This is a genomic window from Streptomyces sp. NPDC006512, from assembly GCF_040611935.1.
Lineage (GTDB): Bacteria > Actinomycetota > Actinomycetes > Streptomycetales > Streptomycetaceae > Streptomyces.
The window spans coordinates 1-12,175 of record NZ_JBEXPG010000014.1 but is presented as its reverse complement, the minus strand read 5'-3'; the positions used below and the strand labels follow the sequence as shown (position 1 = coordinate 12,175).

The 12,175-nt window shown below is 74.4% G+C and carries 12 protein-coding genes; 7 read left to right on the top strand and 5 right to left on the bottom strand.

Annotation, left to right across the window (positions count from 1 at the left end; all coding sequences use genetic code 11):
- The first annotated feature begins 44 nt into the window (after positions 1-44).
- Positions 45-974, top strand: a complete 930-nt coding sequence (locus ABZZ17_RS12545) for a ketopantoate reductase family protein (protein WP_356874955.1) — start codon at positions 45-47, stop codon at positions 972-974.
- Between the two features lie 34 nt (positions 975-1,008).
- Here the strand turns inward: ABZZ17_RS12545 and ABZZ17_RS12540 are convergent, their stop codons facing one another.
- Complete coding sequence (locus ABZZ17_RS12540; protein WP_356874953.1) at positions 1,009-1,458, bottom strand: hypothetical protein; 450 nt, start codon at positions 1,456-1,458, stop codon at positions 1,009-1,011.
- Between the two features lie 285 nt (positions 1,459-1,743).
- Here ABZZ17_RS12540 and ABZZ17_RS12535 point away from each other — a divergent pair, with 285 nt between their 5' ends.
- Complete coding sequence (locus ABZZ17_RS12535) at positions 1,744-3,084, top strand: phytase (RefSeq protein ID WP_356874951.1); 1,341 nt, start codon at positions 1,744-1,746, stop codon at positions 3,082-3,084.
- Positions 3,085-3,172: 88 nt separating this feature from the next.
- Here ABZZ17_RS12535 and ABZZ17_RS12530 read toward each other — a convergent pair whose 3' ends face one another.
- Complete coding sequence (locus ABZZ17_RS12530) at positions 3,173-3,388, bottom strand: DUF4190 domain-containing protein (RefSeq protein WP_356875203.1); 216 nt, start codon at positions 3,386-3,388, stop codon at positions 3,173-3,175.
- A 53-nt stretch (positions 3,389-3,441) separates the two neighbouring features.
- Complete coding sequence (locus tag ABZZ17_RS12525) at positions 3,442-3,630, bottom strand: hypothetical protein (protein WP_356874949.1); 189 nt, start codon at positions 3,628-3,630, stop codon at positions 3,442-3,444.
- Between the two features lie 100 nt (positions 3,631-3,730).
- On the opposite strand from ABZZ17_RS12525, the gene ABZZ17_RS12520 reads away from it, so the two are divergent.
- Positions 3,731-4,354 carry a TetR family transcriptional regulator gene (locus ABZZ17_RS12520; protein WP_356874947.1) on the top strand — a complete coding sequence of 208 codons (624 nt, stop codon included), beginning with the start codon at positions 3,731-3,733 and terminating at the stop codon, positions 4,352-4,354.
- Between the two features lie 19 nt (positions 4,355-4,373).
- On the opposite strand, the gene ABZZ17_RS12515 is transcribed toward ABZZ17_RS12520, so the two are convergent.
- Positions 4,374-4,559: a hypothetical protein gene (locus ABZZ17_RS12515; protein ID WP_356874945.1), complete on the bottom strand. Its 186-nt coding sequence runs from the start codon at positions 4,557-4,559 to the stop codon at positions 4,374-4,376.
- 445 nt (positions 4,560-5,004) lie between these two features.
- Between ABZZ17_RS12515 and ABZZ17_RS12510 the strand changes: the two genes are divergently transcribed.
- Positions 5,005-6,894, top strand: coding sequence for an ATP-binding cassette domain-containing protein (locus ABZZ17_RS12510; RefSeq protein WP_356874943.1), 1,890 nt, complete (start codon positions 5,005-5,007; stop codon positions 6,892-6,894).
- Positions 6,895-6,996: 102 nt separating this feature from the next.
- Here ABZZ17_RS12510 and ABZZ17_RS12505 read toward each other — a convergent pair whose 3' ends face one another.
- Positions 6,997-7,539 (bottom strand): hypothetical protein, encoded by a 543-nt coding sequence (locus tag ABZZ17_RS12505; protein ID WP_356874941.1) that lies wholly within the window; start codon positions 7,537-7,539, stop codon positions 6,997-6,999.
- A gap of 282 nt (positions 7,540-7,821) precedes the next feature.
- On the opposite strand from ABZZ17_RS12505, the gene ABZZ17_RS12500 reads away from it, so the two are divergent.
- From ABZZ17_RS12500 to ABZZ17_RS12490, 3 genes are all read left to right on the top strand, one after another.
- Positions 7,822-8,928 carry a hypothetical protein gene (locus ABZZ17_RS12500; RefSeq protein ID WP_356874939.1) on the top strand — a complete coding sequence of 369 codons (1,107 nt, stop codon included), beginning with the start codon at positions 7,822-7,824 and terminating at the stop codon, positions 8,926-8,928.
- 441 nt (positions 8,929-9,369) lie between these two features.
- Positions 9,370-11,496 (top strand): PIG-L family deacetylase, encoded by a 2,127-nt coding sequence (locus ABZZ17_RS12495; protein WP_356874937.1) that lies wholly within the window; start codon positions 9,370-9,372, stop codon positions 11,494-11,496.
- A gap of 65 nt (positions 11,497-11,561) precedes the next feature.
- Positions 11,562-12,059 (top strand): hypothetical protein, encoded by a 498-nt coding sequence (locus ABZZ17_RS12490; protein ID WP_356874935.1) that lies wholly within the window; start codon positions 11,562-11,564, stop codon positions 12,057-12,059.
- The last annotated feature ends 116 nt before the right edge of the window (positions 12,060-12,175 follow it).

The following is a 12,175-nucleotide window of genomic DNA, read 5'->3' as shown; positions in this document are numbered from 1 at the left end:
CCGCTCGCCCCACCCGCTCCCCGTCCCACGAAAGGCACTCCTCCATGCGGATCCTCACGGTCGGCGCCGGCGCCGTCGGCGGCTACTTCGGCGCCCGTCTCGCCCAGGCGGGCTCGGACGTCTCGTTCCTGGTCCGGCCCGCACGCGCGGAAGCCCTGCGGGCCCGCGGCCTGCGGGTCGACGGCCAGGGCGAAAGCATCCGGCTGGCGCCGCGGCTGGTGACGGCGGAGGCGCCGGGCGGCCCGTACGACCTGGTCCTGCTGTCGGTGAAGTCGACCGCCCTGCACGCGACGCTGGCCGACGTCGAGGCCGCCGTCGGTCCGGACACCGCCGTCCTGCCGCTGCTCAACGGAATGGCCCACCTCGACACCCTCGTGTCGCGCTTCGGCGCCGGATCAGTGCTCGGCGGGGTCGCGAAGGTGGTCACCACCCTGAACGAGCACGGGGACATCGTGCGCATGGCCCCGCCCTCGGTGATCCTGACCGGCGAGACCGACGCGCGGCCCTCACCCCGCGTGGACGCCGTCCGCACGGTCCTGGCCGGGGCGGGCATCGATTCGCCCGCCACCGAGGACATCGTCGCCGCCATGTGGCACAAGTGGGTCTTCATCTCGACCCTCGTCTCGCTGACCTGCCTGATGCGGGGCACGGTCGGCGACGTGACCGCCGTCGAGGGCGGGGCGGCGCTGGGGCCGGCCATCCTCGCCGAAGCGGCGGCGGTCGCGGCGGCCGCCGGCCACCCGCTGCCGGAAGCGGAACTGGCCTTCACCAAGGCCACCGTCACGGCCTCCGGCTCCCCGCTCACACCGTCCCTCTACCGCGACCTCGTCGCCGGGGCGCCCACCGAGGCCGACCACGTCCTGACCGACCTCACCCGCCGCGCCCGGGCGCTGGGCGTCGTCACTCCCCTGCTGGACCTCGCCGCGCTCCAGCTGCGCGTGCACGAGCACCGGCTCGCCGTGGCGGGGGCGTAAGCCGGGCCGGGCGCACGCCGGCCGCCGGGGCGCGCTACCGGCCCGGCTGCGCCCGCCTCAGACGCGAGACGCCGCCCTCCCTGCCCGCCGTACCCTCACGGATGGCCTGTGCCCGGTCCATGCCGCTCCAGCCCGCGCCCTGCTCGGCGTTGACCTCGTCGCGGGGGTCCCTGATGCCGTAGTGCCCGAACAGCCGCTGCTCCTCCGCGACGGACAGCACGCTCCCGCAGTCCAGCGCGGCGCAGGGAGCCTCCTCGATCAGGGCCACGGGGTACGGCACCACCAGGCGTTCGCCGATCAGTTCCGCCTGGCGCAGCGGGACGAACACCCCGGCCAGCCCCGAGGCCCGGTCGACGACCCGTGCCCATTCCGGCCTCCCCGTGGTGTCGTCCACCAGCACGTACTCCACCGCCCCGATGTGCAGGCCCCGCTGCGTGTACGCCCCGGACCGGGCCAGCACCGTCAACTGCTCCTGAGTGATCATTCCGCCTCCTGGCCGTGCGTTCGCTGTCACCGGTCGGCTACCCACGGCGCGGCCCGCGAAAAGGGCGGCCGGGCGGGCGGGGCCGCCGAGCGGGGCGGCTTCGCCGAGGGGATCGTGGGAACCGGCAGCACCGGAAGGTCACAGCGAAGTCATGCGCATGTCATCAGGGTTCCATGACGGCCACCCGCGGGCAGGCCAGGGTGACGGGCGGCCGGACGTACACGGCGTCGCCGCCCCCGCGCCCGCGACGCCGCGGCCACCCCGAACCCGTGAGCTGGAGGCAGAATGACCGCGACCCCGCGCAGGAGGCCGCCCCTCGTCGCCGTGGCGACGCTCGCCGTCCTGGCAGTGATCACCACACCGGTGCACGCGCACACCGGCCCCGCCGGCCCTCCCCCGCTGCCCGCCGTGACCGCGTCCGTCGAGACGCCCTCCCTCTTCGACGACGAGGCGGGCGGCAACGCCAACGCCGACGACCCGGTGATCTGGCGCAACGCGCAGGACCCCGACCGCAGTCTCGTGGTCGCCACCGCCAAGGAGGGGGGCCTGCGGGTCTACGACCTCGACGGACGTCAGGTCCAGTCGATCCCGGCACCGCCCCCGCCGAGGGAGGGCGACGACGCCGGCCGCTTCAACAACGTCGACCTCGTCACCGGGCTACGTTTCCCCGAAGGACGCCACGACGTCGCCGTCGTCTCCGACCGCGGCCGCGACCAGCTGCGCGTCTACCGGATCGACCCCGCGCGGCGCACGGCCCCCCTGGTCGACGTGACCGACGAGACGGCGGCCCCGCTCGTGTTCTCGGCCGATCAGGACGAGGTCGCGGACCAGCGGACCGTCTACGGCCTGGCCACCTACACCGACCGCCGCAGCGGCCGTTCCTTCGCGGTCACGAGCCGGCGCCACGCCACCGACCTGGCGCTCGCCGAACTCACGCCGAACGCACAGGGCAAGGTCGGCTACCGCACGGTCCGCACCGCCTCGCTGCCCTCCTCCTTCGGCCTCCCGAACGGCACGCGCTGGACCCCGTGCGCAGAGCCCGGCGAACTCCCCCAGGTCGAGGGCATGGTCGTCGACCCCGACACCGGTGACCTGTACGCCGGCCAGGAGGACGTCGGCATCTGGAAGCTCGACGCCGACCTGCGCTCCCCGGCCCGGCTGATCGAGAAGGTCCGCTCGTACGGGGTCCCCGGCACCTGGGACCCGGGGACCGAGGAGTGCGCGGCGGGCGCGGACCCGGGCTTCGGCGGCCGTCACATCAGTGCCGACGTCGAGGGCCTGACCATCTGGCGCGACCCCGACGACCCCCGTGACGAGGGCTACCTGCTCGCCTCCGGTCAGGGCGACGACACCTTCTCCGTGTTCCGGCGCGGCCCCGGCAACGCGTACGTCCGCGGCTTCCGGATCGCGGCGGGCAGCGGGCCCGGTGCGCCCGACGGATCGCAGGAGTGCGACGGCGCCGCCGTCACCGGCGCCCCCCTCGGCAGGCGCTTCCCGAACGGACTGCTCGTCGTCCAGGACGGCGCCAACACCCCGGCGACGGCGGGGCCCGACGGGCAGGCCCGGACCGACACCGACTTCAAGTTCGTGGACTGGGGCGAGGTACGCCGCACGGCCCGCCTGTAGCCCCCACGCCCGCCGGGCTCCCAGGCCTCCAGTCCGCCGCGCCGCCGGGCCGCGCGGGGCGGGTCCGGCGGGCGGGTCACGGTGTGGGTCAGGCCAGGCTCCACGACCACGTGTCGTCGGCGGTGACGAGGCAGGCGAGGACCACGAGGTCGGCCACGCCCAGGGCGATGCCGAGACGGGCGCGGCCCGGCCTGGACGTGTGCCGCCACAGGGCGAGGGAGCCCAGCACGACGGCGGCCGGGCCGAGGACCAGGTTCATCACGAGGAGCCCGGCCAGGCCGAGGACGAACGCGGTGACGGCCATCGCGTCGGCGTCACGGGTGCGCGCCGGGGTCTTCACGGCGGTGGTCCGGGCGTTCACCGCAGGCCTCCGCCGTGGTGGCCGGAGCGCCCGGCGCGCCGGCCCGACAGCCGTTCGCGCGCGGCGAAGAGCGCGAGCCAGACGGCGATCGCGGTACCGGCGACCACGCTCACCGGCACCGGCACGTGGGCCACGGCGCCGAGGACGACGCCCAGGACGAGAAGCGCGGCTACGAGGAAGAGCACGAGAGTTCCTCCTACTTATAGGTAACAGTTGTTCACTGACTACCCGGTCTAGTTGTACTCATGCTGGCGGCCGGCAACTGTGACGCGGTTGACTGCCGGCATGAGTCCGAACACCGGTGTCCGCGAAGCCCAGCGCCGTCGCACCCGACGCGCGCTCCTCGACGCGGCCCTGTCGCAGCTGGAGGAGCGCAGTCTCGGCAGCCTCGGGCTCCGGGAGGTGGCCAGGGCCGCCGGGGTGACCCCCACCGCCTTCTACCGGCACTTCGACGGGATGGACGAGCTGGGGACCGCGCTCGTCGAGGAGGCCCTGGCCAGCCTGCACGAGACCGTACGCGGCATCCTCGCCGCCACCGGTGACGCCGAGCGGCGCGGTGACGCCGCGGTGCGCCTCATCACCGAGCTGGTCCGCGGCCGGCCGGCGCACGTACGCTTCCTCGTCCGCGAGCGGCACGGCGGCGTCCCGGCGGTGCGCGAGGCGATCGCCGGGCAACTCGACGCGTTCGCCGGGGAGATCGGCGCCGCGCTCGTGGCCGATCCGGTCAGCGCGGGGTGGGGCGCCGACGAGGTGACGATGCTGTCCCGGCTCCTGGTGGACCACATGTTCATGACGGCTTCGGCCTGCCTGGCCGCCTCGCTGCGCGGCGAGGACTGGTCGGCCGTCACCGCCACGGCCCGCGGCCAGCTGCGCCTGATCCACCTCGGGCGCGTGCACTGGCCGGGGTGACCCGGGCGGGGCCCTGCCGCTACGCGGCCGCCGCCTCCGCCGCGTCCGTGTCGGGGGCCACGACGAGGAAGGCGTCGCGCTTCAGGTCCATCACGACACTGACCCGCACGCCCCGCGCACGGCACCGGGCCGCGTACTCCTCCGCCGGCCAACTGCCGTACGGATCACTGGCGGGAAAGGACTCCAGCACCCTGTCAGCGCGCACCGCCGCCACCTCCTCTTCAGCAACGAACCGTCCGTGGGGCCCGTTTGCCCCCGGCCGCGCGTCCCATGCGCGGCGACGGACCGCGGCCCGGCCGGGTCCCGGCCGCCGGAGCAGGTGACCCCCGGTCCGGCATCGGCCCCGGCGGTGCGCGCAAGCGGTTTCCGGCGGCCCGACCCCCGTACCGGCCGGTTCCGGCCAACCTCTCCCGGCGGCCCGCCCGGAGACCCGGCGGCCCCCCGACACGATCAGCGGCCACGCCAGGGGGCCGGCCGCCGCGAGGTCGGCCAGATCCCGCTGCTCCGGCCGCGGGCCTGCGCTGTACTCACTCCCTCCAGTTCCAGCGACCCCGCACCCGCCCCGCCGCCCACCACCGGCAGGGGCGTCCTCGCCGTGCGCGGAAGCGACGAACCGGGCTCCGCCACAACCCAGTTGAAGGAGACGCAGCGTGTCCGAGCAGCAGAGCGCGAAACAGGGATCCGCCGTCGCACCACCCGCCCCGCCGGAGTTCAGGTACACGTGGGGCCGGCACAACGACACCATGCAGGCGCTGTCGCTGGGACAGATGGCCCGCCGTGTTCCCGCCGCCCTCAAGCAGACCGCCCGGCTGGCCCTCGCCGTCAACCGCACCGCGTTCCACGTACTCGTCGCCGCCCAGCTCCTCGGCGGGATCTGCACGGCGTCCGCGCTCGCGGCGGTCTCCCGGGCGATGGTCCCCCTGCTGGCCAGCGACGGCGTACAGGAACGCGTGTCCGCGGCCGCCTGGCCCCTGGTCGTCGCCGCCGCGATGACCGCCCTCGGCGCACTGGCCTCCATCGCCGCCGGCAGCGCCGCCCGGCGGCTCAATCCCGGCATGGCCACCCTCGCCGACCTCGCGATGGTCGACGCCCACATGGACGTGGAACTCGCCGCCTACGACGCCCCCGACTTCACCGAGCGCTCGGAGGCCGCCGAGACCGGCTCCGCCCGCTCCGCCATGCTCCTCCAGGACGCCCTGGGGTTCACCGGCGGAATGATCGACATGGTGGCGGTCGCCTCGGTCCTGGCCGTGGTCCACCCCGTCCTGCTGCCGCTGCTCCTCCTGTCGGTGGTACCCCGCGGCCTCGGCTCGGTGTACGCGGCCCGCCTCGACTACCGCCTCCACAACGAGACGATCGCCTCGCGCAACATCAAGCACATGATGCGCTGGCACCTGACGACCCCGAAGCTCGCCGACGAGCTGCGCGGCAACAGCATGCGCCCCTACGCCCACCACTGGTACGCGGCCGTCTGCGAGCGCATCGACGCCAAGATGGTGTCCTCGGCGCCCCGCTACCTGACCGTGTACCTGATCGCCGCCACCGCTTCGGGCGTCTTCGTCGTCGCGACGTACGGGGCGCTCGCGGCTCTCGTCGTCGGCGGGTACATGGCCCTCGCCGCCGCCGGCACGGCGATCGTCGCCATGCGGACCTCCACGGCGGCGCTGTCACAGCTCGTCGTGTACGGAGCCGCCATGTTCCAGCACGCCCTGTACCTCGGCGACTACGCCACCTTCGTCAAGGAGGCCGCCGAGAACTCCGGCCCGCGCGGCCCTCAGGTGATGGAGAACGCGCCGGAGAAGATCCGGCTGGAGGAAGCGGCCTACACCTACCCCGGCAAGGACGCGCCCGCCCTCGGTCCGGTCTCCCTGACCCTGGCCCGGGGTGAGGTCGTCGCCGTCGTCGGGGAGAACGGCGCCGGGAAGTCCACGCTGATCCGGCTGCTGACCTCACTGACCGCCCCGACGTCCGGCACCGTCTCCTGGGACGGCGTCCCGACCTCCGACGCCGACCAGCGCACCGCCTGGCGGCACGTCGGCCTGGTCACCCAGTCGTACGGGTACTGGCCGTTCTCCGCACGGGAGAACATCACCCTCGGCCAGCCGGACCCGCGCGGCGAGGAGGCCGTGTGGGAGGCGCTGGACGCGGTCGGCATGCGGACGGCCGTCGAGGAGTTCCCCGACGGCCTGGACACCCTCCTGGCACGCTCGTTCTGGGGCGGTCACGAGCCGTCCGGCGGTCAGTGGCAACGCCTGGCCTGCGGGCGCGCCTTCCACCGCAAGCCCGGCCTGCTGGTCATGGACGAGCCGACGAGCGCGATGGACCCCCGCGGTGAGCACATGGTCTTCTCCGGCCTGCGGGACATGCGGGAGGGCCGCATCACGGTGATCGTCACGCACCGGATGGAGAACTGCCGCCTGGCCGACCGCATCGTCGTCCTCGACGGCGGCCGGATCGTGGAACAGGGCCCCTTCGAGCAGCTCGTGGCCCTGGAGGGGGGCCGCTTCCGCGAGCTTTACGAACTCGCCCAGGACCGGTAGGACCGGCCGGCCCCGTAGGACCGCACCTCCACCCTGTGGCTGTCCGCAGGGTGGAGGGGTGCGGGGGCCACACCGTGCCGGGGCGGTCATGGACAAGCGCCGTCAGCCGACGAGTTGGTCCCCGTCGGGCACGTCCTCGACGGTGACGAGCCCGCGGGGCAGGCCGAGGCCCCGCGATACCGCCCGGGCCAGGCCTTCGAAGTCCTGGCCGGCGGCGACCGGTACCTCTTCCCCCTCCCCGTACCCCTCGATCGCCTTCACGAAGTAGCCCGGATGCCAGGCGCCGACGGCCCCGCGGACCTGGACCGCGCTCACGGGGCGCCCGCCGACGCGGTCCCCGAGCGCGGCCAGGATCTCGTCGGACCGCAGTTCGCCCGGCACTTGGAACAGGCTGGCGTGAGCGCCGACGAGACCGCCGTCCCGCAGCCGCACGGTGACGGTGAGGCAGCTGGTCACGCTCGGGTAGAGGATCGCGCCCCCGGGTGCGGCCTCGCGGACCTGCCCCTCCGTCACCGTCACCCGGCCGGCCGCCGTCGGGCCGCTCGCCCCCGGCGACCCCGCGCCGACGGGACCGTACGCCTGGGCCGCGGGGCCGAGCCCGAGGTGCAGGACGAGTACGGCCGCGGGCAGGAGTGCGGCGCACACCGCGGTGGCGGTCCGCCGCCTCGCCCGGACGACGGATCGGTGCGCTCGGTGGTGCGGAAGCGGCGCTGGCACGGGTTCCCCCTGGAGAAAGGACGGGCCGCCGGGCCGACGGCAGCTGATCACTGTACTCAGCCGCCCGCCCGGGGCGGACGGAGGGCGGCTACCGGAAAATCCGGCGTACCCACCACGGGCGAACGGGAATACCGGCGGATAACATCAACACGCCGCAGTCACCGGGCATATGACAATCCAGGGGGGATTCGAACCATGAACCGCACACCCATGAGACGAGGCGCTTGCGCCGCCGCTGCCGCCATCGTCCTGGCCGGCATCGTCACCGCCGCCGGTCCGGCATCGGCCGCCACCACCTGCACGCCCAAGCTCCAGGTGCTGGGCTCGCTGGGCACGTCCGGCGGCTACAACCCGGGCAACCGGCAGACCGAGGGGGTCCTCGCCTTCGGTACGGGCAAGCTGTCCGTCGGCGTTTCCGGCGCGCGGCCCGTGTACTGGACCGGCACCACGCTCCACAAGGTCCCGCTGCCCGCGGCCGACCTTCAGGGCGAGCTCATCGCCGTGAACAAGGGCGGCCTGATGGTCGGCCGCGTGCTCGGCGCCGGCGGCTACGTGTTCACCTACCGGGCGGGCGCCCCCGCGGTCACGCCGCTGCCGGGCAGCGACTACGCGTACGGCGAGGCCGACGTCAACGACGCCGGGTACGTCGTCTCGCGCAACCAGGCGGGCGCGGGCCTCGTCTGGAAGGACGGCCAGAAGGTGCGCGAGCTGCCCCTGCCCGCGGACGCCGGGCCGGGCACCAGCCTCGAACTGGTCACCGCCGTCAACAACAAGGGCGACGTCCTCGGCGTGGCCAAGCAGGACCACGAGGTCCCCGAGACCGGCCAGCACATCGAGCGGACCTACCCCGTGATCTGGCCGGGCGACGGCGGGCCGGCCCGGTCCCTCGCCCCCAGCACCCAGGACAGCTACGTCCAGGACCTCGACGAGAGCGGCCGCGTCGTCGGCTACGACTGGTACGGGCCCGGCTACCAGTTCACCCCGTGGACCTGGACTCCCCCGTACACCGGCTCCGGCAGCTCCCCCGGCGTGCTGAACACACACCCGTACGGAACCTTCGAGGCGATCAGCCCGACGACCAACGTGTCGGTCGGCACCGCGAAGTTCCACCCCGACGAGCAGCTCGTGCCGGACCAGGCCCAGCTCTGGCCGGGCACGGGGCCGGTGCTCGCGCTGCCGCGGCTCGCCGCGAACCAGGCGAGCGCGGCCGGGTCGGTGTCCGACGACGGCCGGGTCGGCGGAGCCGCCGTCAACGCGAAGGGCAAGCTGAAGCCCGTGATCTGGACCTGCGCCACGAAGCAGGCCTACCTGCCGTAGCGCCGGCCCCGCCACGGGAACGGCCGCCGTCAGCGCGCGGGTACTGACGGCGGCCAGGGCGCGACTCCGTGCGCGGCCGTGACGCGCCGGGTTGCCGGGAGGTGTCCGAGCCGCGGGTGGCCGGCGTCGTCCGTGGGTCCGGCCTCAAGGCACCGTGCGGGCGGCCAGCGTGACAACGTGTGAGGCGGATCACTTTGCGGGGGTCTCCGGTCGCCCGACAGGCGACGACACCCCATGACACATAAGTGCAAATCGCCTAAGTCGGCGATAAGCGGCATTCGACTCGGTTTCCCGTCATATGCCTCTTGAGGGTGTGTCAGTCGCAAACGCGCGAGGCATAATCTGGCCCGGTCGTCTCCGGAAGTCGTGGAGTCATCGGGGCGCCGACCCACCCTCTCCTCGGCAGAGTTCCGCACCGGACCGATCCTCAAGGCGTTCTAGATGTCCCTGGCCAGCCGCACCCGTCTCGCGGCCCTGTTCGCCGTGCTCACCGTCGGCGCCGCCGGGGTGACGACCTGGGCCCACGGATACGGGAACGCCCAGGACGCGACCGCTCCCGAGGCACCGTTCCGCCCGAGTGTGACCGAGGGCACGGTCCTCCAGGTCGTCGCGCATCCCGACGACGACCTCTTCTTCATGAACCCCGACCTGAGCCGCTCCCTGTCCACCGGCGTCAAGGTCGCCACCGTCTACCTGACCTCCGGCGAGTCCGACGGCAGGAACGAGGCCCACAGCCCGCACCTGGAGGATCCGGCCGGCCCCGCCGACCACGCCGCCTACGCGGAGGCCCGGCAGAACGGCATACGGGCCGCCTACGCGCAGATGGCCACCGGAGACCGCGCCGCCGCCTGGCAGCGGGAGTCCATACCCACCGTCGGTGGGGGCAGCGCCGAGGTGGACGTCCTCGTCGCCCGGCCCGAGGTCAGCCTGGTCTGGATGCAGCTGCGCGAGGCCCGCAGCATCTCCGACGACAATCCGGACAGCCTCCGCGGACTGTGGGACGGCAAGGTCTCCGCCCTGGGCTCCCAGCTGACCTCCGGGACCCCGGTCAAGGGCCCCTTCTCCTACACCAAGGAGCAGGCCGTCGAGGCCATCGTCGGCGTCTTCGCGCGGTACCGGCCCACGACGATACGGACGCAGGACCCGACGCCCGGCCGCTCCCAGGGCGGCGGCGCCTTCCTCGACCACCAGGACCACATGTACGGGGCCCGCTTCGTGCAGGCCGCGGCCGAGCGCTACGCGAAGTCCGCGGACCGGCCGCACTTCTCGGTGCAGAACTACGTGAGCTATCCCAACAGCGGCCTGCCTCCGACGCTCGACCCGCAGGCGGCCGAGGAGAAGCTCGGCTACCTCAAGACCTACGCCTGGACGGACCACCAGGACTGGTGCGGCAGTCCCGCCGGCTGCGGCGACCGCAAGACCGCGACCCGGCCCACCGGCGCCGGATGGAACCAGACCATCCGCTACAGCCGGGGCGACGGCACGTCCTGGATGACCGAGGGCGCGTCCGGCCGGCTGTGGGCGTTCGCCGTCCTGGACGGCCGGATGGCGTACTGGTCGCGCAGCGGCCCCAAGGCCCCCTGGGAGGGTCCCGGGTTCCTCGCCGGCGCCGGGATCGACACCGGCGCGACGGCGGTCCGGCTGCCCGACGGCAGGCTCGCGGTGTTCGGTACCCGCACCACCCTGGGCGCCGCGCCCCAGGAGTACGCGCGCGACGTCGTGTACGCGGTCCAGGCGGCGCCGGACGGGGCGTTCGGCCCGTGGCAGTCCCTGGGCACCCCGGACACGGGGGACATATCCGGCACTTCGGCGATCAGTGCGCCGGCCGTCGACGTGGACCGCGCGGGCCGGATGACGGTGTACGTACGCGACTCCGCGCGCACCCTGCGCGCCCGCGCACAGGAGACCCCCGACGGCGCCTTCGGCGCGTGGCAGTCCCTGGGCGGCGCCGCGCTCCAGGGCCAGCCGGTCACCGCGACCGACGCGGCGGGACGCCGCCACGTGTACGCGGCCACGGCCCGGACCGTGCTGGCCTGGGTCCGGCCGGCTCCGGACGCCCCGCTCGACGGCCCGTTCCCGACCGGGCTGCCGGCGACCACCGGTCCGCTCTCGGCGAGCCCCTCGGGCGACGGCGTCCGCCTCTACTTCCGCCGCCCCGGTACGGGCACCGTCGGTACGAGCCTGGCCACGGCGGGCGGGCCCGCACCGGTGTTCTCCCCGGTGACCGAGGCGGGCGGCGAGGGCGGCTACGGCGCCGTCGGCGTCGCGGGCGGCCTGCTCGCGGGCCGCGCGGGCGCGGGCACGATCGGTGTGTCGGGCCCCGGCGCGACGCCGTCCTGGTACGAGTCCCAGATGCTCTACACGGGCGCGCCGGCGGCCGTCGCGGAGCCGGACGGCACGGCCGTCGCCGCGGCCCTCGGGCTGGACGCCGGACTGCACGTCACGACGGCTCCCCCCGCGGGCTCCGTCCCGGTCGGCAGCGGTCCGCCCTCCGCGCCGTGGCACCGGGCGGTCCAGCCCTCGACGTACGCGCAGGCCGGCCGCGCGGGCTCCGGGTGGCAGCGCTGACCGGTGCGGGCGAGGATGGCGGTCGGGACGAGGCCGTCCCCTGACCACCGGCGTTCGGGGCTCCCATGACCGCTTGCTCCACCGCGCGCGGGGGCGCGGGACCGGGACGGGCGACGGGTGCGGTCCGCGCCGTGGCCTGCGCCGCCGTGCTGCTGGCCCTCGCCACCGGATGCCGGGACGACACCGAGCCCGCCTGGGGGTACCCGCGGCTCGGGGCGGCCCTCGGGTCGCTGTCGCGGGCCCTGGAGGCGTCCTGTGCGGGACCGGCCTCCGAGCAGTGCGCCGCCGACCTCGACCGGCTCGCGGCACTGACGGAGCGCGCCTTCGCCGAGGTCCTCGACCACGAGCTCCTCGACGCGGCCTGCGTCGACGCCCGGAGCGAGGCGTACCGGGCGAGGGAGCTCCGCCTCGCCGCCGCCCGGGCGCTACCGCCCGGTGATCCGCACGACCTGCCCCTGGTGCGGGCGATGGCGGCGGAAAGGCTCGCCTACCTGCGCCTGCTGACCGCGCTGGAGACGATCCGCACCGCTCCGCCGCCGGGTGAGGGTACGGAACCCGTCTGAGGCCCTGGGGGCGCCGCGGTCTAGGCACTGTCTTCAAAGGGTTCTGATGGGGGATCATGTGCCGCATGGTGCGTCGTCATGAACTGTCGGATCTGGAGTGGGAAGCGTTGTCCGCG